At 32.2% G+C, this 24,744-nt stretch carries 28 protein-coding genes; 11 read left to right on the top strand and 17 right to left on the bottom strand.

The features are described from left to right. Together ppa and STK_RS02985 are read left to right on the top strand one after the other, a co-directional pair. The gene (gene ppa, locus STK_RS02990; RefSeq protein ID WP_052846890.1) at positions 1 to 519 is read left to right on the top strand and encodes an inorganic diphosphatase; all 519 of its coding nucleotides are present in this window, start codon (positions 1 to 3) and stop codon (positions 517 to 519) included. Continuing rightward, the gene (locus STK_RS02985) at positions 516 to 1,775 is read left to right on the top strand and encodes a glycosyltransferase (RefSeq protein ID WP_010978501.1); all 1,260 of its coding nucleotides are present in this window, start codon (positions 516 to 518) and stop codon (positions 1,773 to 1,775) included. The genes ppa and STK_RS02985 overlap by 4 nt, the downstream gene beginning before the upstream one ends. On the opposite strand, the gene STK_RS02980 is transcribed toward STK_RS02985, so the two are convergent. The 7 genes from STK_RS02980 to STK_RS02950 are packed head-to-tail and all read right to left on the bottom strand — an operon-like array spanning position 1,756 to position 8,637. Next, a complete protein-coding gene (locus STK_RS02980; protein WP_010978500.1) occupies positions 1,756 to 3,483 on the bottom strand; it encodes a type II/IV secretion system ATPase subunit in 1,728 nt (575 codons plus the stop codon). The genes STK_RS02985 and STK_RS02980 overlap by 20 nt on opposite strands. A 41-nt stretch (positions 3,484 to 3,524) precedes the next feature. Next, positions 3,525 to 5,405 carry a type II secretion system F family protein gene (locus STK_RS02975; RefSeq protein ID WP_052846358.1) on the bottom strand — a complete coding sequence of 627 codons (1,881 nt, stop codon included), beginning with the start codon at positions 5,403 to 5,405 and terminating at the stop codon, positions 3,525 to 3,527. 32 nt (positions 5,406 to 5,437) lie between these two features. Next, positions 5,438 to 6,517 (bottom strand): TGS domain-containing protein, encoded by a 1,080-nt coding sequence (locus STK_RS02970; RefSeq protein WP_010978498.1) that lies wholly within the window; start codon positions 6,515 to 6,517, stop codon positions 5,438 to 5,440. Next, entirely contained in the window at positions 6,511 to 7,137 is a 627-nt protein-coding gene (gene rnhB, locus STK_RS02965; RefSeq protein ID WP_010978497.1) for a ribonuclease HII, read from the bottom strand. Before rnhB ends, STK_RS02970 begins: the two co-directional genes overlap by 7 nt. After that, the gene (locus tag STK_RS02960; protein WP_052846889.1) at positions 7,134 to 7,844 is read right to left on the bottom strand and encodes a 60S ribosomal export protein NMD3; all 711 of its coding nucleotides are present in this window, start codon (positions 7,842 to 7,844) and stop codon (positions 7,134 to 7,136) included. The genes rnhB and STK_RS02960 overlap by 4 nt, the downstream gene beginning before the upstream one ends. A 5-nt stretch (positions 7,845 to 7,849) precedes the next feature. Beyond that, on the bottom strand, positions 7,850 to 8,146 hold the full coding sequence (locus STK_RS02955) for a DUF424 domain-containing protein (RefSeq protein ID WP_052846357.1): 297 nt from the start codon (positions 8,144 to 8,146) through the stop codon (positions 7,850 to 7,852). Positions 8,147 to 8,151: 5 nt separating this feature from the next. Then, positions 8,152 to 8,637, bottom strand: a complete 486-nt coding sequence (locus tag STK_RS02950; RefSeq protein ID WP_156013749.1) for a translation initiation factor IF-2 subunit beta — start codon at positions 8,635 to 8,637, stop codon at positions 8,152 to 8,154. Between the two features lie 35 nt (positions 8,638 to 8,672). On the opposite strand from STK_RS02950, the gene STK_RS02945 reads away from it, so the two are divergent. From STK_RS02945 to STK_RS02925, 5 genes are read left to right on the top strand one after another with little or no spacing between them, the layout of a single operon-like run. After that, positions 8,673 to 9,872 carry a tRNA (N(6)-L-threonylcarbamoyladenosine(37)-C(2))-methylthiotransferase gene (locus STK_RS02945; RefSeq protein WP_052846887.1) on the top strand — a complete coding sequence of 400 codons (1,200 nt, stop codon included), beginning with the start codon at positions 8,673 to 8,675 and terminating at the stop codon, positions 9,870 to 9,872. 54 nt (positions 9,873 to 9,926) lie between these two features. Further along, positions 9,927 to 11,111 (top strand): thiolase family protein, encoded by a 1,185-nt coding sequence (locus STK_RS02940; protein ID WP_052846356.1) that lies wholly within the window; start codon positions 9,927 to 9,929, stop codon positions 11,109 to 11,111. A gap of 43 nt (positions 11,112 to 11,154) precedes the next feature. Next, positions 11,155 to 11,481, top strand: a complete 327-nt coding sequence (locus STK_RS02935) for a translation initiation factor aIF-1A (protein ID WP_052846355.1) — start codon at positions 11,155 to 11,157, stop codon at positions 11,479 to 11,481. 4 nt (positions 11,482 to 11,485) lie between these two features. Then, positions 11,486 to 12,256 carry a serine protein kinase RIO gene (locus tag STK_RS02930; RefSeq protein WP_052846354.1) on the top strand — a complete coding sequence of 257 codons (771 nt, stop codon included), beginning with the start codon at positions 11,486 to 11,488 and terminating at the stop codon, positions 12,254 to 12,256. Next, positions 12,256 to 12,801, top strand: coding sequence for a KH domain-containing protein (locus STK_RS02925; protein WP_010978489.1), 546 nt, complete (start codon positions 12,256 to 12,258; stop codon positions 12,799 to 12,801). Before STK_RS02930 ends, STK_RS02925 begins: the two co-directional genes overlap by 1 nt. Here the strand turns inward: STK_RS02925 and STK_RS02920 are convergent. Together STK_RS02920 and STK_RS02915 are read right to left on the bottom strand one after the other, a co-directional pair. Then, positions 12,775 to 13,311 (bottom strand): hypothetical protein, encoded by a 537-nt coding sequence (locus tag STK_RS02920; protein ID WP_010978488.1) that lies wholly within the window; start codon positions 13,309 to 13,311, stop codon positions 12,775 to 12,777. The genes STK_RS02925 and STK_RS02920 overlap by 27 nt on opposite strands. Before the next feature lie 64 nt (positions 13,312 to 13,375). Next, positions 13,376 to 14,401 carry a DUF1152 domain-containing protein gene (locus STK_RS02915; RefSeq protein ID WP_010978487.1) on the bottom strand — a complete coding sequence of 342 codons (1,026 nt, stop codon included), beginning with the start codon at positions 14,399 to 14,401 and terminating at the stop codon, positions 13,376 to 13,378. A 117-nt stretch (positions 14,402 to 14,518) separates the two neighbouring features. On the opposite strand from STK_RS02915, the gene STK_RS02910 reads away from it, so the two are divergent. After that, positions 14,519 to 15,040 carry a hypothetical protein gene (locus STK_RS02910; protein WP_010978486.1) on the top strand — a complete coding sequence of 174 codons (522 nt, stop codon included), beginning with the start codon at positions 14,519 to 14,521 and terminating at the stop codon, positions 15,038 to 15,040. Further along, on the top strand, positions 15,019 to 15,333 hold the full coding sequence (locus STK_RS02905; RefSeq protein ID WP_052846885.1) for a hypothetical protein: 315 nt from the start codon (positions 15,019 to 15,021) through the stop codon (positions 15,331 to 15,333). The genes STK_RS02910 and STK_RS02905 overlap by 22 nt, the downstream gene beginning before the upstream one ends. Here STK_RS02905 and STK_RS02900 read toward each other — a convergent pair. Genes STK_RS02900 through STK_RS02880 form a run of 5 tightly spaced genes read right to left on the bottom strand, consistent with a single transcriptional unit; the run spans position 15,330 to position 19,753 of the window. Beyond that, on the bottom strand, positions 15,330 to 16,454 hold the full coding sequence (locus STK_RS02900; protein ID WP_052846353.1) for an aminotransferase class I/II-fold pyridoxal phosphate-dependent enzyme: 1,125 nt from the start codon (positions 16,452 to 16,454) through the stop codon (positions 15,330 to 15,332). The two genes, STK_RS02905 and STK_RS02900, sit on opposite strands and share 4 nt — an antisense overlap. Next, positions 16,438 to 17,358, bottom strand: a complete 921-nt coding sequence (locus STK_RS02895; protein WP_010978483.1) for a homoserine kinase — start codon at positions 17,356 to 17,358, stop codon at positions 16,438 to 16,440. The genes STK_RS02900 and STK_RS02895 overlap by 17 nt, the downstream gene beginning before the upstream one ends. A gap of 11 nt (positions 17,359 to 17,369) precedes the next feature. After that, a complete protein-coding gene (locus STK_RS02890) occupies positions 17,370 to 19,007 on the bottom strand; it encodes a molybdopterin molybdotransferase MoeA (RefSeq protein WP_010978482.1) in 1,638 nt (545 codons plus the stop codon). Between the two features lie 30 nt (positions 19,008 to 19,037). Continuing rightward, positions 19,038 to 19,319, bottom strand: coding sequence for a PqqD family protein (locus STK_RS02885; RefSeq protein ID WP_010978481.1), 282 nt, complete (start codon positions 19,317 to 19,319; stop codon positions 19,038 to 19,040). After that, positions 19,316 to 19,753, bottom strand: coding sequence for an OB-fold nucleic acid binding domain-containing protein (locus STK_RS02880; RefSeq protein ID WP_010978480.1), 438 nt, complete (start codon positions 19,751 to 19,753; stop codon positions 19,316 to 19,318). The genes STK_RS02885 and STK_RS02880 overlap by 4 nt, the downstream gene beginning before the upstream one ends. Positions 19,754 to 19,965: 212 nt before the next feature. On the opposite strand from STK_RS02880, the gene STK_RS02875 reads away from it, so the two are divergent. Both STK_RS02875 and STK_RS02870 read left to right on the top strand, forming a co-directional pair. Beyond that, complete coding sequence (locus STK_RS02875; protein WP_010978479.1) at positions 19,966 to 21,117, top strand: AAA family ATPase; 1,152 nt, start codon at positions 19,966 to 19,968, stop codon at positions 21,115 to 21,117. Continuing rightward, the gene (locus STK_RS02870; RefSeq protein WP_010978478.1) at positions 21,114 to 22,475 is read left to right on the top strand and encodes a vWA domain-containing protein; all 1,362 of its coding nucleotides are present in this window, start codon (positions 21,114 to 21,116) and stop codon (positions 22,473 to 22,475) included. The genes STK_RS02875 and STK_RS02870 overlap by 4 nt, the downstream gene beginning before the upstream one ends. 86 nt (positions 22,476 to 22,561) lie before the next feature. On the opposite strand, the gene STK_RS02865 is transcribed toward STK_RS02870, so the two are convergent. From STK_RS02865 to STK_RS02855, 3 genes are read right to left on the bottom strand one after another with little or no spacing between them, the layout of a single operon-like run. Next, entirely contained in the window at positions 22,562 to 22,912 is a 351-nt protein-coding gene (locus tag STK_RS02865) for a hypothetical protein (protein WP_010978477.1), read from the bottom strand. After that, positions 22,912 to 23,784 carry a CoB--CoM heterodisulfide reductase iron-sulfur subunit B family protein gene (locus STK_RS02860; protein ID WP_010978476.1) on the bottom strand — a complete coding sequence of 291 codons (873 nt, stop codon included), beginning with the start codon at positions 23,782 to 23,784 and terminating at the stop codon, positions 22,912 to 22,914. The genes STK_RS02865 and STK_RS02860 overlap by 1 nt, the downstream gene beginning before the upstream one ends. Then, a complete protein-coding gene (locus STK_RS02855; RefSeq protein ID WP_010978475.1) occupies positions 23,781 to 24,743 on the bottom strand; it encodes a succinate dehydrogenase/fumarate reductase iron-sulfur subunit in 963 nt (320 codons plus the stop codon). The genes STK_RS02860 and STK_RS02855 overlap by 4 nt, the downstream gene beginning before the upstream one ends. Between the last annotated feature and the right edge of the window lies 1 nt (position 24,744).

Here is a 24,744-nt window from a genome sequence, read left to right as displayed (position 1 = left end):
ATGAAATTAAGCCCAGGTAAAAAGGCACCAGATGAAGTAAATGTTCTAATAGAGATACCTTTAGGATCAAATATAAAATATGAGTACGATGAAGAAGAAGAAGTAGTGAAAGTAGATAGAATCCTTTACACCTCGATGGTTTATCCATTTAATTATGGCTTTATACCTGGTACATTAGAAGAAGATGGAGACCCCTTAGATGTATTAGTAATTAGCAATTATCCATTACTACCAGGAACGGCTATAGAAGTTAGACCTATAGGAATACTCTATATGAGGGATGAAGAAGGAGAAGACGCAAAAATTATTGCAGTGCCAAAAGATAAAGTAGACCCGACATTTTCAAATATAAAGGATATAATTGATTTACCTCAAGCTATTAAAGACAAGATAAACCACTTCTTCGAACACTATAAAGAACTTGAGCCAGGTAAATGGGTTAAGATATCTGGTTGGGGAGGAGTTTCGGAGGCTAAAACTAGAATTAATGAAGCCATAAAAAGGGCAAATTCAAAATGAATATTTTTTCTTTGTTACTAATTTTATCTGCTATATTACCATCTGTTTGGAATCTTTTACAGTCTTATTATTACTCAAAACATCAAATTAACGTTTACGAACCACAAAATAAATCTCAAAAGGGGTTTAGTATAATTGTGGCTGAAAAGAATGAAAGTAAAAAAACTATAGAGGGTTTAATACATAATCTACTAGATATTAATTACGAGAAGTACGAAATTATAATTATTTCCGATGATCCTAAAGAAAAATTTGAAGAAAAATATCGTGAATACATGAACATAGAAAAATTAAAAATCCTTCATAGAAATAATCCGGTTGGAGGAAAAGCTGGAGCTCTTAATTATGGCGTAAAGCATTCAAAGTACGAGTATCTTGTATTTCTTGATTCAGATGCACGAGTAGACAAGGATTTCTTAAGTAAACTAGCATTATATGATTTCAATGTAGCTTCTTATAGATTAAGGATTTATAACGCTGAAACAGATGTTCAAAGATACTATAAAGAGTTCACTGAAAAAGTTATGGATTCTCTTTTTAAGGTGAGATATTATCTAGGGTTACCCATTTTTCCAAATGGCTCAGCGTTTTGTATAAGAAAAGATATCTTAATAAAAGTAGGTGGATGGAAAGAAAATATCATAACAGAGGACCTAGAATTAGGGATTAGATTATTCCTACATAATTACAAAATCAAATACCTTGATGACATAATAGTTTACTCTTTAGCTCCATTTACTTTAGATGATCTTTATAAACAAATAGAGAGATGGTCTTATGGTTCAGCCCAATTACTACTACAATCCTTTAAGTTATTTAAAAAGGGCATTAGAGGTATTGAAGGAGTACTCTATGCCCAGCAATGGGGCATTTACGGATTATTTATTTTCATGTTAATTTTACTCTCTTCACTTAACTTTATCTTAAAAATTCCTCTTTTAGTATTCATATTATCTATTGTAGTCTATGGAATGTCTGTTTCCATATATGCATTAGTATATAAACAAAAAGTTAATAATTACAAGTTGCCTTTAGTGATATTAAATGCTTCAATAGCAGGGTATTGTAAAGGTCTAATTAGACTCCCTTTTAAATGGACGATTACACCAAAAGAAATGGAAAAAGAAGTTAAGAAGGAAAAAATAAAGGTTTGGATAACTATTCCTCTTCTATTTTCATTTTTAAATATAATATTCGGAAATATTTTACCATCAATTATACTATTGTTTTTTAGTATTATGGAGTCTGTTGTTTGATTCCCACCATAGCTTGGACTTCTCTCATAGCTTCTGCTGGTCTTAAACTATACTTAATTATGTACTTCTTCAGTAGCTTGTAACTTTCTTTACTTTGAACTATGGGTCTAGCAGAAGCTAACAACTTAAGATATTCGGCCCTTCTCTCTATCTCAGCCTTAACTTCATCCCAGTTCTTTCCAGCCTCCTCAGTTCTTGCTCTTAAAACTTGCATGGCTTCATAGTCTATAATATGAGTATCAGTTGTTGGATCCCATCTAACTGTTCTCCTTAAATCATTATAAGATACAATCTCGTCTATTGCTACAGCTCTTCTTCTCAATAATATTTTATCTCCAACATATACTGGTAACCTTCTAACTGTAACTATAATATTCATCATAGGAATCCATTCCCTTGGAATATTTAATGGTTCATTCATTAGTCTCTTTATTGCGCTCTCACTATCATAAGCGTGAAAAGTAGTTGCACCTCCGTGCCCAGTTGATATTGCTTGGAATAATACATAAGCTTCTTCTCCTCTAATCTCACCAACAACTATTATATCCGGTCTATATCTTAATGCGAGTTTTAACAAGTCCATTAAAGTTATTTCTTTTCCCATTCCTCCATAAGCTGGCCTAGCATATAGTTGAACCCAATTATCTTGAGCTAATCTTAATTCTGGAATATCTTCTATAGTTAATATTTTCATTGACTCTTTCACTAAATTAAGTATAGAACCTAAAACTGTTGTCTTTCCAGCTCCAGTAACTCCTATAACCATGAAAGATAATTTCATATCTATAGCATACCATAAATAGGCAGCAGCTTGTGGAGATAATACTTTTGAATTTATAAGATCTAATATAGTTATAGGGCTTTCTGAGAATCTTCTTATTACAAACGAAGAACCATTAGCAGAGACTTCTCTTCTAAAAGTTGCCGCAATTCTATCTCCCTTAGGTAAAATACCATCCATTATGGGATTTGCAACAGAAATAGTTTTATTAGATAAGGAGATTAATCTTAAAACTAATTCGTCAATTATTTCCTCTCCGTCAATATTTATATTAAACATTCTCATATTTTTAGTAAATATAATATTTGTTGGAGTATATTCGAATTCTCTATGATATACGTAAACAGGTAAGTTTATACCACTAACAGATATATCTTCTACTTTATTATCTAATAAAAGTGGAGTTATAATGTTATAACCAAACATATTCCTTAACACATAGTATAGGGCAACCTTAAATGGGGTAGATAATTGTTTATACTCTCCTATTTTACCTTGGAAAACATTTAGATCTTTCCTCTTTATACTTAATTCTTCTAAGATTTTACCTAGCTCAACATATTCAGCATTTGAAAGAAGATTCCTCTCAATTTCAGATATTAGTATAACATAATTTTTAAATGTATTAAGATCAAGGGGAGGTTCTACTAAATTATACTTATAGATACCCTTTTCTTCATCATAAGTAATAAATACATGGGGTTTTGCTATTGATAATTCAATTTTATGTGCATCAAAATCTTTTGCTATATATTCTGGTATAATCTGGTTTAAATCTATATCATAATCCGATTGAACTTCTCCTTCAAATGAGGCTGAAGTTACAAATAATGGATAAAGTGAGTATGGTAAATCTAAGTCTATTAATTCTTTATCATTCTTTTTATTAGTATTATTTTTCCCGAATATATTAAGTTTTAAGTCCATTATATATCACCTTTTATTATGCTTTTCTTCTATATAAGCTTTTATAGAGTGGGAGCTACTGGAGATGTAAATGAGAATTTAATACTTAGTGTTAGCAATACTAGAATCATTGTGATTATCAATAGAATTATAGCATGTAAATATCCGTTTGCTATTCTTCCACTAGCTAATTTACCCACCAATAGCCCAGCTGTATATGCATTAAACACAGATGATAATGACGCTATATATACTGCTTTAGGAACTAAAACTTGTGCAGCAGCTAGTGGACCATAACTTGTAATGAAACTACTGGAACTTAATAAGGATATTATAGCTGATGATAATATAATTGTTGCAATTAAAGCTAGAATTGAGCCAACGTAAGGCATATAGAGTAATATCTTTATTTTAGCATAATATTCACGTCTAATTCTTATTTGTGCATCTAATTGATCTGCTAAAGTTTCTACTGATTCTGGTGTTAGACTTCCTATCTCTATCATATCAGCTAACGATGTAAATGCAATTTTTGTGGAGAAATCAATGATAATATCTGAAGCCTTTCTAAAAGCATCCTTAATCGGTATACCTAGATTAATGTATGCATATACTCTTCTTAATATGTTTTGTAGTTTACCTAATTCTTTAGAATCTTTAAGGTTTTTAATTACTGCTTCTGGAGATAATCCTGCTCTTGAACCTTCGCCAATAGCTCTGAGGAATCTAGCTACATAGATATCATATCCGCTACCTTCACTTAATTCTCTTTTTGCTATAATATACGGAGGAATAAGCGACAGTATAAGACCTATTGTTAATCCTATCACAGTAGCTGGAATATAATTTAAATTTCCAGAAAGTGTAAATAGGCCTAACAACATGTATTTAGGAGCTACAGGGATTTGATGAGTGATCTTAGCTATTATAGGCTCTAGAACTATCATTAAAATTATGCCAAGAATAATTCCTACTGGGAACAACATTAAGAAAATCTTGTCAGCTCGCAATTGTTTTTCTGGGAATTTATACTGTGTTTGATCTACTACCCATACAAATAAAATGTTTACAATTGGAATTCCTAGGACAGCAAAAGCCCCTAATATTCCAATTGGTAATACATGCAATTGGGGAAAAACTGCTTCTAGAATTAATATTAAGAAAAAGCTAATAAAACCTGAAGCTAACCATGTAACGTAGCCTTCTCCAACACCCGATAAATTATCCGCAGCTTTTGATGCTTGCAATTCCATATTTTTTAGGATATCCTTAATTTTAGATTGCATTGTCTCAAAAACTGGGGCACCAGTTCTAATCGCTGTAATATATGTTACCATTAGATCATTATATAGTTTAGAAGGAACTATTTTAGTTGACTCATCTATTGCCTTTTCCACTGATTCTCCTAGAAAATTAATCCTTTTCACAATATATTTTGCTATACTATTCATATAATTAAATGCTTTAGTTTTTGAGAGATTTTCAAAGAGTAATCTTGGAGAAAGTCCACTTCTAAGGAATACTAAAAATAAAGCCGAAAATGCTAGAGTTTCAGCCTCAACTCCAATTCTTCTACTTTCTACTTTCTGTGATACGTTAGAAATTAATACTAGGTATGTTACTACTGGAATAATCACACCAAACAATATGAACATAATTCCGCCTACAGCAAATTTAGATAGTTTAGTTAATTCAAATTCTCTTAAAAATATAAAACCTGCAAATAATAACATTACTCCAATAATTATACCTAAAATCAAGAAGAAAAATAACCTTGAAGCATAAATTCTTGGATCATCTGACAAGCCAGCTTGCTTAAGCTTTTTATCTAAGGATTTAGCAAGCGGTTCTACTAGTGATGTTCTATAAAATAACAGATCTATTTGCGATATATTAATCTTTTCATCTGATGGTTTTTTCTTCCCACTAGAAATAACCGCCATATAATATATCTCAACATTATACATATAAGCTTTTATTTAACATGTATCTCTACTATATCACCATCTTCTAATACATAATCAGCACCAACTTTTTGACCTTGGAATTTTACAGACTTTCCCCACACCCTAGCATATTTAAAATTCTCAGCCAGGTCATTATGTAATTTTCTTGCTACATCTATCACAGTAGAGCCACGTTTTAAGGCTAAAGGCTCAGATGTAGGTTTCTCTCCAGGCTCTTTTGTATAAACTCTAATAATATCTAACGATCTGAAAATAGCTTCCTTTAATTTGTTAATATCAAATAGACTCACTACAACAATATCTGATAACGAAAAAGGCTCTTGGGTAGCTATTATAGCCTGTTTATAAAATGCTGTTTCAAATACTTCTTTCTCTATATCATCTAAAGTAACTTCTCCTAATATTTTAACTAACGCATTTTTAATTCCGAAACTTTCTAAATAATTCTTCACTTCAGACTCATTGGTACCTATTAGTTTTCCTAAGAGTACTATCCTTATACCACTATTACCGTATCTACTTCTATCTATTATTACTTTCCCCTTAGGTTTTTTAAGATATATTCCATTATTTTCTAAGAAATCACGAATATTAAAGAACTCCTCTCTATCCTTAACAACTATCAATAATGAGTCCGCATTCTTTACTAAACCAAGCACTTTTCCTACTAATGCTTTAGCCTCAAAAATTAATGGGGGAGGATTAACCAATTGAATTTTGATATCTTGATATTCCATCATCCCTGGGATAGGTAGCTCTTTAGGATCATTTTTAACATTTGTTAAAATTCTCATTAATTTGTTCCTTAATTCATTATTACCTAAGAGTACTACCTGTCCAGCACCTTCTTTTTCTATGAAAAATTGTAGCCCTTTACCTAGTGAGGAAGATTTCTTTTTCTCTAATTGAGCCTCTTCTTTTAATTCTGCTAGCCTTCTTTTAGCCCAATATACTAAATTTTCAGTGCCTTTATGTTTAGGAACAGCACTTAAAAATTCTTGGAGAGCTTTGATTTTCTCCTCTGTAGTTTTAGCATCCATATATTTTAACCATTTTGCCTTAGCCTCAGCTGGTAAGTTAGTTACCATTTTCTAATATAATAATTAGGAGCTATCTCTTGTAAAATTTTCCAACTCCTTCTTATGATAGGAGGCGGAGTTAAATATTCCTTATAAACGTTCTTAACCCAATTTACTGTTTTGGGATCTGAGGGATAACCACTACCAAAATCTCCATATTTTGACTTAAGCGTATCAATTATATTATCTCTAATAACCTTAGCAATAATACTTGCAGCACTTGCCTCTACAAAATAAACATCTGCATTAGTTACAATGTTAGGTTCCATTCCAAGTTTTATAATTTCTTGCTCAACAACTTTTGTATTCCCAACTTTATCTATACTTATTCTAATGGGTTTAAATTCTACTAGAGAATAGATTATTTTTATCATAGCTTTATATGTTAACTCATTTAGATTTTCACTATCAATCTCTTCTGGTGAGACTTTTACTATTGTAAATCCCTCGGAATAAGAACATATAATATCAAACAATTTTTCCCTTCTATTTCTCGTTAATTGTTTGCTATCTTTCACACCTATATTCTTTAAAAACTTTAACCTATCATTCTTAATAGCAACTCCAGCAACAATCATCGGACCAATTAATGATCCTCTACCAGCTTCATCAATTCCAACTACTATCATACTCTAACTGATATAACTAATTTAGCAAATTTTTTACCGTTTCTGATTGTTTCATCTTGATAACTTTCCATAATTTTTACGTCTTTTACCATTGAAGTAAAATTAGAAACTAGCTTTTTTGCTACTGTTTTATTGATGAAATAATAATCTACTCCTTCTTTTCCCTCAACCACATCGGATAAGCTATCTATAATATCATCAGTAAAGAAAGACTCAAAGACTGTTCGCTTTTTAGCGTCAAATTTTCCCTCTTTAAATCTTAGTTGTATAATAGCCTCATAATATCTTGATTTCTTTCTTATACAAGATGTACATAAAGTTCTTTCTATGTTTAAATCAACAACTTTAGTTAAAGTGAAAGGTTTTCCTCTTATTTTGCCTTCAATATTAAGCGTTACAAAAGTATGTCCATTAACGTCTTTCCAGATATTTTCGATATGATAGCTTATCTCTTCTACATTAGGATCTACTTCTATCTTTTTCCCAATTTCTCTATATATTATAGATTCTACGGGTGTTAGAGTTTTATCCTTACTTCGTATCCACTTGCCATTTACCCATTCAGCTCCACATAATTTACAATACTTACCTTTTATACTCTGTGGCAAACTTACGATTTCTTTAGTTTTTATATAACAATCAACGCATAAAGAGCCAATAAATTCCCCTTCCTCTCTACCACATAAAACGCAAAATTTTCGTGCCATAATTCTCACATATTATATATTTGTGCAAACTTAACTCCTTGTATAGAGATTACTCCCTCTTCTTTTAAAAAACCTCTTTTTACTGCTTCTTCTATTATTTTATTTCCTACTATACTGACAACGTTTGCTTCATCTAGAAGTGAAAAAGCGTAATCAAGAGAAACTTCTTGCCCTTCGTAAAATTCCTTATTTATCACTAGATTTACTTCGCCTTCTTTAAATGTCTTACCTATAAGTTCAGGCTCACAAATATTAACAAAAACATAACCTTCTCTCCTTATAATATTTAAGCTAACTTTCATTTTGCTCACAACGGTTTAACTGGTGTTTTAGCACCACAAGCTAAACATGAAATATACCACGCTTTTTTCTCTTTTATTAGAACGGTATCAAGACTTTTACATGTACTGCATTGAACGTAAGTTTTTATAAATCTTTCCATGATTTTATTTATAGAAGCTGAAGAGAATTTTCCTTGAATGACTAATTGTCCGTTTTCATCAACATTTCCTGGAGCTGCTAATTCCTTTAAGATGAATTTTGCACACAGCTTATCTTCTCTTCTTATTCTATCACAATATTCACTAAAATTCTTTATTATTGTGTTATTTCCTATTGATAATATAATCAGATTTGGTAATGACTGTCCACTGACCTTTTGAACTCTTTCAGGTAGTTTTGAATACAATCTGTCCAATAGTTTAATATACTCTTCTTCTGTAGACACAAGTAATCTTAAGAGGTTGAAGTATAAATTACTTATGATTAGTTGTGAAGGTTTATATTGAAACATATGGTTGTGCACTTAATAAAGGAGATTCATACATAATGATGACTTTATTAAAAGATAGAGGGCATGATATAGTTGACAGTTATAATCAGGCTGATGTAATAGTTCTGAATACTTGCGCTGTTAGATTAGAAACAGAAGAAAGAATGAAGCAAAGGATAAAGGAATTGAAAAAAATTGGAAAGAAACTAATAATAGCTGGGTGTTTGGTTAGCTCTCAACCAGCATTAGTAATGAGCCTAGCACCTGAAAGTAGTATTGTTGGAGCACAAAGTATAGATAAAATAGTTGAAGCGGTTGAAAGTAACAAGAGAGGGATATTTCTTGAAGAAAGTAAAGAATTAGTCACGCCTAGAATATTTGAAGGTAAAATTTCAATAATACCAATTGCTGATGGTTGTGCTGGAGATTGTAATTTTTGTATAACTAAATTAGCTAGAAAGAAACTAAGAAGTTATCCTCCAAGAAACATAGTAAATGCCGTTAAAGAGGCTGTTCAGAAAGGTGCTGTAGAAATAGAACTTACAGCTCAAGATACGGCCGCTTACGGATTGGATATCAACTACAACTTAGTAGAATTACTGAAAGAAATATTAGAAATAGAAGGGAATTATATGATAAGAATAGGTATGATGACCCCAGAATTAGCTTTTAAACAAATTGATGAGATATTAGAAATAATTAAAGATAAGAGAGTATATAAGTTCTTACACTTACCCGTACAAAGCGGAGATGATAGAGTTCTGAAGCTAATGAATAGAAAATATACCGTTGATGAATATAGAGAGTTAGTTAAGGAAATAAGAGACAAAATACCAATAGTTAACATAACTACGGACATTATAATTGGTCATCCAGGAGAAGATGATGAAGCTTTTCAGAATACAATAAATCTTATTAAAGAAATAAAGTTTGAAAGAATACACCTAGCAATGTATTCAATACGTCCTAATACGAGAAGCGCATCAATGCCACAAGTGCCAGATTCTATAAAGAAGGAGCGAATGAAAATTGCTAATGAAGTGTATGAAGAGGTAGCATATTCTGTTCACTCTGAATATTTAGGTTCAAATGCTTTAGTTTTAACTACTGAATTAGGTAGAAAAGGCTCAATAATAGGAAGAACTATTAATTATATCCCAGTCGTAATTAAGGATTATGATAAATTAGGTGAGTGGATTAACGTAAAAATTACTGAGGCATCATTTTTTGATTTAAGAGGAAAATTTATTCAATAACGAGACAAATTCAAATGCATAAAAATTTAAAATAGTTTAAACAAAGTGATTAATATGGATGCATATATTGTTTCCGCTGTAAGAACTCCTATAGGAAAATTTGGTGGAGTATTTAAGGATCTACCTCCTTATGAGTTAGGAGCTATTGCAATAAAGGAAGCTTTAAAAAGAGCTAACGTTGACCCTGCTAAAGTAGATATAACAATAATGGGAAATATACTTAGGGCAGGACATGGGCAGGATTTAGCAAGACAAGCAGCAATAAGAGCTGGAATCCCAATGGAAATTGATGGTTATTGTGTTGACATGGTGTGTTCATCTGGTATGGTAAGTGTGATAAACGCAGTACAGATGATAAAAAGTGGGGATGCAGATATAGTAGTAGCTGGTGGAATGGAGAGTATGAGTCAGGCTATGTTAGCAATTAGAAGTGAGGCAAGATGGGGAGTCAAAATGCTGTTAGGTAAAAAATTGGACTTTATTGATACAATGTTGATAGATGGGCTTACAGATCCATTCAACATGAAATTGATGGGACAGGAAGCTGATATGGTTGCAAAGTCACACAATATCAGTAGAAGAGAGTTAGATGAAGTGGCTTATGAAAGTCATAAGAGAGCAATAATAGCTACTGAAAAAGGATATTTTGCTAAGGAGATAGTATCAGTTAAAGTAGATGGCAAAGAAGTTACTCAAGATGAAGGAATTAGAAGGGACACATCCATAGAAAAATTATCTCAACTAAAGCCAGCATTTAGTCCTGATGGTGTACATACTGCAGGAAACTCATCTCAGATTTCCGATGGTTCATCAGCATTAGTTATAGTAAGTGAAAAAATAGTTAAAGAATATAAATTGGAACCAATAGCTAAGATTTTAGGTTATAGTTGGGTTGGAATTGAAAGTTGGAGATTTACTGAAGCACCTATATTTGCTGTTAAGAAATTACTACAGAAATTAAATATGGAAATTTCACACTTTGATTATTTCGAGAATAATGAAGCTTTTGCAGTCAACAATGTACTCTATAATAAATATTTAGGTGTTCCGTATGACAGGCTAAACGTATTTGGAGGAGCAATAGCCTTAGGTCATCCAATAGGTGCTAGTGGTGCCAGAATAATAACGACCCTTATTAATGTGTTATCAACAATGGGAGGAAAAAGAGGAATAGCTAGTATCTGTCATGGTACTGGAGGAAGTACGGCCATTGCTATTGAATTATTAAGGCCTCTATAACTTTTTAGGTTTAAAAAATAATATGAAAATGGTGGCTAACTGATTGGCTAAAAAGAAAACAAATGAGCAACCTTCTGTAAAAGAAGTACCTAAACCAGCAGAAGGAGAAGTTATTTGTGTAGTAAAGAAAATGCTAGGAGCTGAGCATGTACAAGTCATTTGTTTAGATGGAAAAGAAAGACTAGGAAGAATACCAGGAAAAATGAAGAAAAAGATGTGGGTAAAAGAAGGAGATGTGGTATTAGCAGCACCTTGGGACTTTCAGCCAAATAAATGCGATATTATATATAAATATAGCGAAAGTGAGGTTAGAAGATTAGAGGAAGAGCAAGTAGTTTCCGCAGATATCATAGAGCAGCTAAGAGGATGATTTTTTGGAGAGAAAAGGGAAAAAGGAAGAGAAACGAAGGAAAGATGAAGATCTTTTTAAAGTTGTTGACTCAACACTAGATACTCGAACTTACTATCTTCTTTATCAATTATCTAGAAAATTAAACTTAAAAAATATATATGGTGCTATATCCTCTGGAAAAGAAGCCAAAGTTTATCCAGCAATAACAGAAAATGGAAAGTGGTACGCATTAAAAATATATTATGTATCTACTGCTGCAAGTAAAAGAGCATTAGAAAAGTATACATTTGGTGATCCTAGATTTGAAGGTATAAAGGTATCTAATACAAGACAATTAATAAGTGTATGGGCAAGAAAAGAGTTTAAGAATTTAAGTCGTCTTTTCAGAAATGATGTGAGAGTACCAGAGCCGATTTATGTTCTTGAGAATATTTTAGTGATGCAATTTATTGGAGAAGACGGAATCAGGGCACCTCTTCTAAAAGAACTTCCAGATGACGAAATAAATGAGGAGTTGTACAAAGATATTATAGATCAGCTAGATAAAATGGTAAATAAAGCTGAATTAGTGCACGGAGATTTAAGTGAATATAACATCATGGTTAAGGATGGAAAAAACTATATTATAGATGTAAGTCAAGCAGTAGATATAGATCATCCAAATGCACTAGAACTATTAAAGAGAGATATAGAGAATTTAAATACATTCTTTGAAAGTAAGGGAATTGAGATTATTGAGACTGAGGAAATATTAAGGAGATTTAAGATATATGAAAATGAGGACCAAAATTGATGTATATTACTGTACCAGATGACAAAATTAATTTAGTAAAATCAATACTAGGAAGACTAGAAGAAATCAGCAATACTAAGATAGAATTTGATGAAAAAACTAAATCTATAAGAGTAATTCCAAAAGATAATAATGCTTATGAGGCTATGAAAGTTGTCTCAGTTATAAAAGCTATTGGCGTCGGTTTTGATGTTGATGAGGCTATGAAACTTATGAGAGATGATTATGTTCTAGATATTATTGATTTGAAAGATTCTACTAATGGACCAGAAGATATGAAGAGGATTAAAGGAAGAATAATTGGTGAAAAAGGAAAAACTAAGAAAATAATCCAAGAATATACTGGAGTAAATATAATTATTACTGATCACTATGTGGGAATATTAGGTACTATTGAACAAGCAGATATAGCAAAAAGAGCCATAGAGATGCTAATTAAAGGAAAAGAACATTCTACTGTATATAAATACCTAGACAAGGCTGAAAGAGAATTATCGCTATTTAATGTTAACAGAGCTTTAAAAGAGGGACTCGATAATACTTAAACTTTCTTCACTGTATCTGCTAGTATACGTCTTTATTATTCTCTCGTAACCTAACAAAATTTCTCTAGTTTTAGAATTATTGAGAAGCATTTTAAGATTCTCTACTTCGCCTTTATACGCATACCTAAAGAAGTTTAATAATACTTTTTTTGGCATACTTAATATCTCTTCAGTACTGAATAAATGTGGGGATGGTTTCATAACAAGTGTAAGATGAATTCCGTCTAGCATAGCTATCATAGCCAATTTATGTGCAGTATATTCTTTTGTAGGTGATTTACTAGAAGCTTTAACCTCAATGTAATATTTCTTTCCACATTTTTCTGCTTCTAAATCATGAGTTGGTAAATCAACATATCTTACATTTTTGAAGTCCATGTTCTCTAGAACTCTAATTGCCTTATATTCCATTGCAAAGCCTAACAGTATGCCTTTAGCCTTTTGTAATGCGTACTCGATATCTTCATCAGAAAGATCATAAGTATTTTTTAACTCATCAAGTATATTCACAGCTTATATAATTACATCAAAGGTTATAAATTATTTTACATGTTTTAAGAAATAATATAGAAAATTAACAATTAATCTTAAGTCCACCTAATTTCCTTCTTCCTTCACTTCTTATTTGTAATATTTTTTCTGAATCAACATTCCTTGCATTTAACCCAAACTTAGCATACAAATCTAGTTCAAAATTATATTCTGTGTAAATACCAACTTCATTAAGTTTTCTATTTGCATCCTCTAGCGAACTACTATTTTTAACTATGTTATACAGCGGTGATGTATAAGCTACTTTTTTAGGATCAAGAAAAAACATAATTGAAGATATCGGAGAGACTTTCACTTTCCTAGTTCCGTTCCTTATTGGGATTTCACCATAAAGCCCCTTAAATGCTTCAAAAGGAATTCTAGAAGCTTCAGTATTAACATTTGATAATATTATTTCTAAGTCTCTTTCCATGTCTTTATCAATACCTTTAATATCTATTAATCCCTCATTTCTGGCGATTTCAGAAATACGTTTTAGAATATACTCTTGTTCCAATTCTCCGTCACTACCTGCACCTATTGTTGCTAAAAGAACATTAAAACCCATATTTTCTAGCTCAACTAAAGACGCTAACATGAGGAAGTCAATTAATGGACTTCCAAGAGTTTCTTCGCAACCTTTTGCTAATACGTCACCACCTGCATCTACTCCAATAATAAAATTAGTATTTAACCTTGAAGCTAAATCTGCAATTCCTTCTGCAATACTTTTAGGACCATATTTTATACAGATAGAATAACCCTTGTCTATATTCATAGCTTTCAAATAACGAACTAATTGAGGTATCACAGTTAACCCATTCCTAATTGCATATGAAGATTGATTGACCTCAGTTATTACATCATTAATTACAACAGCATTTTTCATATCTTCTTTACATATTGGGCCTGGTAAAGGATCTTCTACATATCTTTCCCATGTTACAGCTCCTACTATACTTGAGATGTTCTTTAAATAGAGATACTTCATTGCTATGTAAGTAGATGCTACGTCTCCTCCACCACCTAGTCCAAAGACGAATGCATTCATATTTAACCTTTTACTCATTTTGTACTTTCAAGATTTAAATACTAAGTTACGTTAAATTATACTCTTCATGTTAACGTATTATCTGATTCTTATCTTTAAACATGAGACTGCTTAGAAAATATATAGTGTTACTTGATGAGCGATGTAATAGATTATTCAAACTCACAATTTGAATTCGAAAACCTAAGAATCGGAGAAGCTACAGCACATATAATAGCTGCCGCCTCTATTGTAGAAGAACTAGAAGGTAATTTACCCGAGGTAAACGAGACCGTCAGAAGATATGTTGATGCCTGGATTTCGTATTTAGTTCCTATTGACTATGTTCCAGGTATGGCTGAAATAATAGGTAATAAGATAAATAAGAAGATAACACAAGTATTTCCAGAAATAACAGAAGAAGAATTAGCTGAAACATTAGAAATGACTATCGATATCAAAAAATCCTTAGATAATAATGAAATACCTGCTTTCTATAAGGAATTTGAAGTTAGAACTGAGAAAGTTTTAAGAATTTTAGGAATTGATCTTAATGATATAAAAATATTTTTAGATGTAGACTTACATAAAAGACTAACAAGACTAGTATCAATTTTAGCCATAGCCATAGGAATTTCTGCTATATGGGATCCAAAATGGATAGTGGAATATCAATAACCGCAGAAAAATTGGTAGATATAACTGCTAGAGTAGCTAGTAAAATAAAAGTAGAGGATAGAGAAATTGAAAAAGCAGTTGGCATATCCTCATTTAATTTGGCAAAAAAATCTGTTGAGAAAGTAGCTTTTTGGTTAACAGAGTCAAGGAATTCTCTACTTTATTGTAAGCTTTGTGGTAAGGGACCATTTACGAAAAGAGGATTATATTTACATTTGATAAGACTGCATAGAAACGAAATAAAGACTATGTTAGAAGAAGAGCTCAAAAACGAAATAAGGGCGATAATTTAATTAAGTGAAGTTAGTGCTTTATCTAAATCTTCTATTAAATCGTTAACATCCTCTATTCCAACAGAGAGTCTTAACATGGAATCCGAAATACCAATGATTTTCCTTTCTTCGGGAGTTAAAGTTCTATGAGTCATTGTTGCAGGATGTGAAATTGTAGAATTCACTCCACCTAAAGTCTGTGCAGGCAAAATAACTTTGAATCTCGTTATTAAATTAAGTGCATCATTCATACTACCTTTAATTTCAAATGTAACTACACCACCATATCCTTTTAGTATTCGTCTAGCAGTTTCGTAATCTGGATGTGACTTTAGTCCAGGATAATATACTGATTTGATTTTATTATGTTCTTGTAAATATTCGGCTATTTTCTGTGCATTTGAATTAATCACATCCATTCTAATTTTAAGAGTTTTTATTCCTCTTATCACAAGATATGCTGCATGAGGATCTAAAGATGTGCCCAAAGTTCTTCTCATTAAATCTACTTTAGTCATTAATTCTTTAGACCCAGCACCTAAACCAGCAATAACATCATTATGTCCTGCTATAAATTTTGAAGCACTATGTAAAACTATATCTGCACCTTGAACTAACGGTTTCTGGTTGATTGGTGTTGAAAAAGTAGCGTCAGTAATTAGTAAGCTTCCATTCTCTTTACATATTTTTGAAAGAGCTGGAATATCTATAACTCTTAATAATGGATTTGATATAGTTTCAACATAAACAATATCGTATTTTTTGACTTTTACCATTTCTAAAATTTCTCCTGGATTTGCAACATCTACTTCTACTCCTAGATTACGCATGAAGTCCGTAAAGAATCTGTAAGTCCTTCCAAACATATCTCTATGTATTAGTATTTTGCTCCCAGGCTTAGCTAATGTAAGCAAAGTAGACGAAATAGCCCCCATTCCAGATGAAAAAGCTACTCCCATCTCTGCCTCTTCAAGTTCAGATATCTTTTCGGCAAGTTTAAGTACAGTAGGGTTAACTTCTCGGCTATACCGATATTTCTCACCTATAGGATAAATATAAGAAGTAGTCTGATATATTGGAGTAGTTATAGCACCAGTCTCTTCATCATATCCTTCCGTTGTAACTTTAGTCCCTTCTCTCAACCCATGCACCTCCTGAAACTTTAGCTATTTTATATGTGCATTCATATCCATAAGCTTTACAAACATTAAGTGATTCCCCAAGAATTTTATTTTTATCTGACTTTGAATCAACGAAAATAGCAATTGTTGGACCAGCACCACTAACGCATGCACCGATAGCATCATATAATAGTGAAATTTCCTTTATTTTGGGATAGTGAGGGAATAAGGGTTCTCTAGCTTTTTCAATAATTTCATCATTTAAACCTAACCTAACCAATTCTCTATCACCCTTAATGAAGCCTAGTAAAAGAGATGATAGATATCTAGCATTAGTAACATATTTAGATGTATCAATTTGTTTTGGAACCATCTCTCTTGCTTTTTTAGTTTTTGCTTCTATTCTAACAAATGGTATAATAAGTATTATTTGAAACTCAAGATTGAGAGGTACTTGCTCAACCTTAACGGGATTAGAATTTAATACACTTACTAGACCGCCCACCAGACTTGCTGCTACATTGTCTGGATGTGGAGAACCAGATGAGGCTATTTCCCCTTTCATAGCAAAGTTAACTAATTCTTGTCGGCTTAAATTAAGTTTAAAAATCTCATTGGCCGCATAAACCGCAGCGGCAGCAGACGCGCCACTACTACCTAAGCCCAAACCAGCTGGAATCCCTTTTATAATCTTTAACCTAATCTTTGCTTTAATATCATATGACCTTAGCAATTCAAGCAAAGCAAAACTAGCTGAATTCTTATCTATTGATAGTGGTACACCATTTCCCTCTACTTTTATATCTAATTCACTAGAATTTTGAGCGTAAATTTCAATTGTATCTTCAAAAGCATCATGTGCCAGAGCTAGTATATCATAACCTGCACCTAAGTTTGCCGATGACGAGAAAGCTTTTACAATCATAAACGATAATATTAAGATAGAGTTTTAAGTTTTGATTTATATTCATCTTTACAAACAATAATCAGCTTTTCTTCACCAATTTCCTTACCTTCACTGATAATAGTGTCTGGCGCTATTACTGTAGCCTTACCGATAAAATTAGGAGATAAAGATATATAGCGCAATTTTATAGAAGAATTTTGGATCATTCTACTTAATCCAATCCAATCATGATAACCCACAATCTTTTCTCCATTACCGTTCTGTAATATTTTTCTCTTATACACATATTCACCAGATATTGAGTTATCGTAAAGACTACTAATTACAATAACGTCACCGATTCCGTATTTAAGAGCTTTTAATGCTGGGTAAGAACCTAAGGGAATTTTTCTAAATTCTGAGAACAATTTAAGCAATTTAGGTTCTTCTTCTCCTATATAAGTAGGTCTTAAATCTAATCTCTTTAAATATACATAAACTTCTTCACCCTCTTTATGCTCTTCAGCAGGCTCAAGACCTATATAACCATCAGCCACTGAAAAAGTTCCTATCATATAGCTATCAAAGGGTATACTTAAAGCAAAGTATTTTTCATCTTTTTTAAACAAATATACTGGAAGATAAGTGTAACGGTTCTTATCAGCTTTTGCATCGTTTAGTAATATTGCTTTAACTTTAATTTCGTCTGTTAATTCTTTTCCAGCTACTATTGAGAGGTATTTATTTATTACCCTTTCAGTTATCATAACAGTTGAAACAATATTGCCAGGAAGACCTATTACTGGTTTTCCTTTTACGGTGGCTAATATTGTTGGTTTTCCCGGTTTAAACTTTAATCCATGAACTATAATTTTACCTAATTCTCTAATTACTTGATGAACAAAATCCTTCTCACCAGCACTTGTACCTCCAGTCAATATCACCACATCTGCTAAATCTAAACCTTTAAGTAACTCTTCTTTGATCAACTCCTTATCGTCCCTTACATGAGTATAACCAATAATCTCATATCCTTCTGATTTTAGTTTAGCATAAAGATAAAATGAATTAGATTCATAAATCTTTCCTTTCTGTAACGGCTTTCCAGGCTCTATTAGTTCATCTCCGGTTGTTATTATATAGATTTTAGGTCTTTTAAATACTTTAACCTTTGTTATTCCAACAGAAGCTAAAAGTGCTATTTTTTCAGCCTTAATAATTTCTCCAGGCTTTAAAATTTCAAACCCTTTAGGAATATCGCTTCCTATAAATCCAATATTTTCCCCAAATCTTACTTTTCTTCCTACAAAGATTTTATCTCCCTTTCTTTCAGTTTCTTCGACCTTAATTACAGCTGTAGCATTTTCTGGAATTATAGAACCAGTATCAACTTCTACAGCTTCTTTATCTTTTATTTCAATCTCCTTATATTCTCCTATACTAATCTTATCAATTACAGTAAACTCTCCTGGAGTTTCAGAGTCAATTATAGCATAACCATCAACAGTAGATCTTGAAAATGGTGGTAAGTCAATTGGAGAAAAAACATATTCAGCAGAAACCCTATTTAATGAGTCTAGTATATCAACCTCTTCTACCCCAATGGGTTTAGGAGAAGTTTCATTAATGAAAATTCTTAATGCATCTTCAGCCAAAAGTAAGTTCTTATCGTCTAATATGGCTCGCATAAAAGAAAATAAAAAACAAAACTTATAACTTTACATACTTATGAGTGAGGCTTTTTTCAACTCATCTAGAACCATTAATATAGGGTCACGAACTTGTTCAACAGATAAGTTTGCCTCTTGACTAATTTGAGTTACGATTTGATCAACAGTTTTTTCTCCATCACATAAGTCCCAAACATAATAAGCTATAGGTGCTAATTCGTAAACCTTATCCTCTGAAACTTTAACTATATATCCTTCTCCATCTTCACTTTTATCTAGGAATTCTCCTATTTTTTGTGGTTTTAAATTCTTTACTTCATCAAAATTCATTCTTCCTCACCACTCTCTTCTTCAAATCTTGGTCTTCTTCCTCCTCTGCCTTGCCTTCTTCCTCCTCTGAAAGGTCTCCTATACTCTCCAGCTGATGGAGTAGTATCTGGAATTTGATCCGCTTGCGGAAAAGATTCATCATTTACTTCTGAAATTTGTGATTTGCTACCAGCATTTAACTGGACCTTACCCTTATAAGCAGTAGTCCATGCATTGTCTATCTTTACTACCATTCCCTCCTTTATAGAACCAGCTAATTTACCCCATAATGTTAGTTTTACCCTACCAGTATCGTCACCAACTATAGCTTCACTTATTGTCCTAGCACCATTTTTTGTTTGTATAACTTTTGCTTCTGTTGCTTCTAAAACTCTTACAGTTACATTAACATTTTCCATTCCTGGTTTTAGATTATTTATTTTCTCTTCTCCCATTCGACTCGACTCACGAGATTTGTTAAAATATACTTTACGTCATAGTATAAAAATTCTTGTCATATCGTGAATAAGGTATCGATTAACTAGTTTAAGTTTAAAAAGAGGCTGATTTTTTGTTCCATATTATTTTGTATGTTTTAAACTAATCACCCAATATTGTTAAGATTTCTTTTTAAGCTATACAGCTATAATTATCTTTGGGAATAAATGTGAGTAGTAATCAACAATTATTAGAATATCCTAAAAAGTTTGTTGAATTACTCTCAGCTCCATTCATAGGAAGGGAGGAAGAGGCTAAAGTCATAACACTAGCCCTACTCTCTAAAGAGCACGTGATATTAATTGGAGAACCAGGTACAGCAAAGTCTGCACTAGCAAGAAGAGCTGCTGAATTACTGAACGCCAAGTTCTTTATGTATCTATTAACTAAATATACCGAACCAGCTGAATTATTTGGAGCTTTAGATATAAACGCATTAAAACAAGGCATATATAAAAGAATTACTAAAGATAGACTACCAGAAAGTGAAATAGCATTCCTAGATGAAATATTTAATGCTAATTCAGCTATATTAAATGCCTTATTATCTTTGTTAAATGAAAGAGTAATATATGATGGATATAACGTAATAAAAGTACCATTACGAACATTAATATCAGCAAGTAACAGAGTTCCAGATGAACCGGAGTTAGATGCTTTATATGATAGACTTTTACTAAGACATTACGCGAGACCCGTTAGTGAAGATCTATGGAAAGATCTGATAAACTCTGCATGGGATTATGAGTTCTCTAATAAATGGATAGTTAAAGAGCCAATTATGAATATAAAGCAATTAGATGATTTATACAGTTTAATTCCCCAAGTAGATTTGTCCCCAGTGAAAAGTAAACTATTAAAGTTGTATGCAATGCTAGAAGAAAAAGGAATTCATCTAACAGATAGAAGAAAAGGTAAAGTATTGAAAATAGTTTCTGCTCATGCTATACTTAATGGAAGATTAAAAGCTATTGAAGAAGATTTAATAGTACTAAAGTATATAGCCCCAAAGGAAATAGATGACTTTGAGAAAGTATCAGCACTATTATCAGAAGAGCTAAAGACACCTATTAAATATATGAAAGAGCTGAATGAAATCTACTCAAATATAAAAGAAGCGAGTAAATATGTTGATGCGGCTAATGAGTCTGATCCTAGATTAATTGAGCTAATTAGAAGTTTAAGGGCTACTAGGGACAGAGTGATGGCTTTAGGAAAGGAGAGTGGAGACGAAAAAGTGGAAGATTTTTCAAAGGAAGTTGTTAAAGAAATTGATGTACTATTAGAAAAAGTAGCTAGAAAGCTGGGGATTTATACATGAGTGAAGAAGAAGGTTTTTTAAGAGGTATTGATTATGAAGATCCTTTAGTTCGTTATCGTGGTGAAAGAATAAGTTATACATTGAAAAAACTTAGTGGTAGAGATTTACAATTAGATGAGAATTTTTTGATAGATACATATTACATCCATTACTTACCTATGCCTATACCTAAAACAAAGGAGGATGTTCCTAAAGGAAAAGAAATAATGTATAGATTTATAGATATGATGCTAAATTCACCTTTAGTTGAAGAGAATAGGAATTACTCTATGGTTAACTCAGCTGTTAGTATGGCATTATCTGTTAGTTATGTTCAAAATCTAATAGAAGAATTAGAAAGAATAAAGAGAACTTCACAGTCCCAAGAAGAAAGACAAATGGCTGAGCAAATACTTAACGGTCTAATGAAAGGAAGTGGAGGAAAGCAAGGACAAAAACAACAGCAACAACAAGATAGTCAGCAAATGGAGAAACTAATGAAACAAGTTAATGACAAAGCACTAAGCAAAGCAATAGAAGATGCAGAATCAGTTAGAAATTTACAGAAAATAATAGGCGGCAATGGTGCAGGTACGGGTTCGATACTTAATTTTGAAGGAGAAATTCATGAAGTTCTTAGATTAGCTAGAAATACAGAAATAAAGAAAATTCTAGAATTTTTAAGCGGAATGCCCAGATTAGGAAGCTTTACAAAGAAAAGAACTACTAGATTTTCTAGAGGAGAACTTTATGGATACGAGGAAGGCTCGGATCTTGAGAGAATCGTATCTTCTGAATTAGCTTTGCCAGAAGAACTATTCTACATAAAACTTGCGGAATCCCAATTATTATTGTATCAAAAGAGAATAAAAGAAGTATTAGGACCTATTTATTTATTACTAGATAAATCAGGAAGTATGGATGGTGAAAAAATAATATGGGCTAAAGCTGTAGCCTTGGCATTATATAGTAGAGCTAGAAGAGAAAATAGAGATTTCTATATAAGATTCTTTGATAATATACCTTATCCTTTAATTAAAGTTCCTAAAAATGCAAAAAGTAAAGATGTTGTTAAAATGATAGAATATATTGGCAAAATAAGAGGAGGAGGAGGTACTGATATCAGTAGATCTGTAATTTCAGCATGTGAAGATATTAAAGAAGGTCATGTAAAAGGAGTAAGTGAGATAATATTATTAACGGATGGTGAGGATAAAATTGCTGAAACTACAGTAAGAAGGTCTTTGAAAGAGGCTAATTCTACATTAATTAGCGTAATGATAAGAGGAGATAATGCTGATTTGAGAAGAGTCTCAGATCAATATTTAGTAGTATATAAATTAGATCATGAAGACCTTTTGAAGGTAGTAGAAGCATAAAGGAGGAGGACCCAGCATCATTCCATCCATACTTGGGCGTCAGCTGGGCATGGCCACTTAACCATATACTTCCATAAAATAAAAAATTATTTTTTAAGAGATGAAAGGTATTCCTTAATGTATTTCATATCTTCTTCTAAGTTGTCCAAATTCTCTTTTAACCATAATAATCCACCAGCAGCGTCTTCAATCTCACCTTTAACTTTTAACTGTGAAATCTTATCTTTCCAATTGAATATATCCTTAGATATTACTAAGAGATAGAGGTCCCCTTCGTTTCTTAGATGAATTTTACCCCAGAATAATTCATCAACCTTATATTCCAATTCTTTTCCGAAAGGAGGTCTCTCTGGTCTCTCACTTACTGAATACCAACCTCTTGTTATAGTAGCTCCTATTTTTGTTAGTGTATCGCTAATCCTGTCTTCATACGACATTAAACTACACCCTTCGAAATTAGAACTTGTTTAGCCAGATTACTTATACCTAGTTCATCTGGTGAAAAACCGAACGCTAAACCTAGTAATTGAGTTACATATATTGCAGGAAGAGTCCAATTAGTATTAAACTCAGCCTTTATTTTAAGTTGTAGTGAGTCTAGCTGTAAATGACACAAGCTACAAGGATGAACTAAAAGGTCTGCTTCTTGATCTTTTGCACTTTTCAGCACATTATATGCCATTTTTATTCCCACGTTAGGATTACTACCCATTAAAGGAAAACCGCAACACGACCTAGCATTAGGAAACGTTACTGGAATTGCACCAGTAGCCGAAATCAAATCTTCCATACTATGAGGATTAAATGCCGGTTCAAAACCCATTATCTCCTCTGGTCTTAACATCTGACATCCATAATATGCTGCAACTCTTAATCCAGTTAATGGTCTTTTTACTTTTTCCTTGATTTTCTGAATTCCTATATCTCTAACAAGAACCCATACTATATGTTCAGCATTAGCTTTTCCAGAATAGTTAATTGAAGTACCCTTAATTCTTTCCTCGACTTTTTTTCTTATATCTTTATTTTCCTTAAACTTATATGCAGCTAACCTATGGCTATGAAGACAAACACTACAAGGAGTAATCATTTTATTATATCCCATTTTTTCCACTATTGATAAATTCCTAAGATTTAAGGCAACATGTCCAACTTCATCATATTCATCATAGAATCCTCCTCCACAACAGTTCCAATCTTTCACTTCTTCTAGCTTTAACCCTAAGGTTTCGAATACTTTTCTTGTTGCGATATCTACATCTTTAGAAAGCCCATGAGTTGCACAACCTGGATAATACGCATAGCTCATTTATTATCACCACTAAGAATTTTCCTGACCTCACTTATATTTTCAACTGGTTTCTCTTTTACTAAAGCATACTTAACTTTACCAGATTGGAAAAGATAAATGAAATCTTTTATGGAACCAAGCAATCCATACGTACTGAGATAAACCTTAGCCTCTTCTAGTTTTCCAGATTCTACTAGAGAATTAAATATTGCTTCAATATGCTTCTCTCCAGTTTGTGCTACTGACGTCTTTTCTTTAGCTAATCTAGTATAAGCCCTAGTTTTCTTAATAGCTGTTACAGGTTCTATATCTCTTGGACAAACATTATAGCACATATAACAGTATGTACAACGCCATGCACTATCTATAAGAATCTTCATCCTCTCTTCAGTAATCGTGTCTCTGGGATCGGCTAGGAATCTATAACCTTTAGCATGAGCAGCAGGACCTAAAAATTCTGGATCCATTTTAACACTCGGACAAGCTGATACACATAGCCCGCACCATATACATTGAGCGAATTTCCAAAGTTCTCTCTGATCTTCAGGTTTTAATCTTTGTTCAACATTACCTTCTAAAACTTCCTTATGAGGATAAAGTCTAGGTTTAACTTTATACATTCTTTGATAAAATTCATCTAAATCAACAATAAGATCTTTAACTGGTTTAAAATAATCCATCGGCTCTATTGTGATAACATTAGAACCGTATTTCTTTGCCATATCAATGACTAATGTTTTACATGCAAGTCTTGGTTCTCCATTAATTTTCATTCCACAACTTCCGCAAACTGCCATATGACAAGATGCTCTGTATGCAAGCGTAGGATCTTGTTCACTTTTAATTCTTCTTAAAGCCTCGGTAAATTGAGTAAATCTATCAACTTTTAATTTATATTCTTGCCACCAATATCCTTTTTCAGGAGAATATCTCTTTATCTTAAGTACTACATCCATCTCTTCATTTTGTAGAGACATT

Origin of the sequence: Sulfurisphaera tokodaii str. 7 (assembly GCF_000011205.1) — an archaeon.
Taxonomy (GTDB): Archaea; Thermoproteota; Thermoprotei_A; order Sulfolobales; family Sulfolobaceae; genus Sulfurisphaera; species Sulfurisphaera tokodaii.
The sequence above is the reverse complement of the archived record's forward strand: the minus strand, read 5'-3'. Positions and strand labels throughout refer to the sequence as shown.

Coding starts and splice junctions, on each gene's coding strand:
- ppa (WP_052846890.1), top strand. CDS start 1: ATGAAATTAAGCCCAGGTAAAAAGGCACCAGATGAAGTAAATGTTCTA.
- STK_RS02985 (WP_010978501.1), top strand. CDS start 516: ATGAATATTTTTTCTTTGTTACTAATTTTATCTGCTATATTACCATCT.
- STK_RS02980 (WP_010978500.1), bottom strand. CDS start 3,483: ATGGACTTAAAACTTAATATATTCGGGAAAAATAATACTAATAAAAAG.
- STK_RS02975 (WP_052846358.1), bottom strand. CDS start 5,405: ATGGCGGTTATTTCTAGTGGGAAGAAAAAACCATCAGATGAAAAGATT.
- STK_RS02970 (WP_010978498.1), bottom strand. CDS start 6,517: ATGGTAACTAACTTACCAGCTGAGGCTAAGGCAAAATGGTTAAAATAT.
- rnhB (WP_010978497.1), bottom strand. CDS start 7,137: ATGATAGTAGTTGGAATTGATGAAGCTGGTAGAGGATCATTAATTGGT.
- STK_RS02960 (WP_052846889.1), bottom strand. CDS start 7,844: ATGGCACGAAAATTTTGCGTTTTATGTGGTAGAGAGGAAGGGGAATTT.
- STK_RS02955 (WP_052846357.1), bottom strand. CDS start 8,146: ATGAAAGTTAGCTTAAATATTATAAGGAGAGAAGGTTATGTTTTTGTT.
- STK_RS02950 (WP_156013749.1), bottom strand. CDS start 8,637: ATGTTTCAATATAAACCTTCACAACTAATCATAAGTAATTTATACTTC.
- STK_RS02945 (WP_052846887.1), top strand. CDS start 8,673: ATGATGACTTTATTAAAAGATAGAGGGCATGATATAGTTGACAGTTAT.
- STK_RS02940 (WP_052846356.1), top strand. CDS start 9,927: ATGGATGCATATATTGTTTCCGCTGTAAGAACTCCTATAGGAAAATTT.
- STK_RS02925 (WP_010978489.1), top strand. CDS start 12,256: ATGTATATTACTGTACCAGATGACAAAATTAATTTAGTAAAATCAATA.
- STK_RS02915 (WP_010978487.1), bottom strand. CDS start 14,401: ATGAGTAAAAGGTTAAATATGAATGCATTCGTCTTTGGACTAGGTGGT.
- STK_RS02910 (WP_010978486.1), top strand. CDS start 14,519: ATGAGCGATGTAATAGATTATTCAAACTCACAATTTGAATTCGAAAAC.
- STK_RS02905 (WP_052846885.1), top strand. CDS start 15,019: ATGGATAGTGGAATATCAATAACCGCAGAAAAATTGGTAGATATAACT.
- STK_RS02895 (WP_010978483.1), bottom strand. CDS start 17,358: ATGATTGTAAAAGCTTTCTCGTCATCGGCAAACTTAGGTGCAGGTTAT.
- STK_RS02890 (WP_010978482.1), bottom strand. CDS start 19,007: ATGCGAGCCATATTAGACGATAAGAACTTACTTTTGGCTGAAGATGCA.
- STK_RS02885 (WP_010978481.1), bottom strand. CDS start 19,319: ATGAATTTTGATGAAGTAAAGAATTTAAAACCACAAAAAATAGGAGAA.
- STK_RS02880 (WP_010978480.1), bottom strand. CDS start 19,753: ATGGGAGAAGAGAAAATAAATAATCTAAAACCAGGAATGGAAAATGTT.
- STK_RS02870 (WP_010978478.1), top strand. CDS start 21,114: ATGAGTGAAGAAGAAGGTTTTTTAAGAGGTATTGATTATGAAGATCCT.
- STK_RS02865 (WP_010978477.1), bottom strand. CDS start 22,912: ATGTCGTATGAAGACAGGATTAGCGATACACTAACAAAAATAGGAGCT.
- STK_RS02860 (WP_010978476.1), bottom strand. CDS start 23,784: ATGAGCTATGCGTATTATCCAGGTTGTGCAACTCATGGGCTTTCTAAA.
- STK_RS02855 (WP_010978475.1), bottom strand. CDS start 24,743: ATGTCTCTACAAAATGAAGAGATGGATGTAGTACTTAAGATAAAGAGA.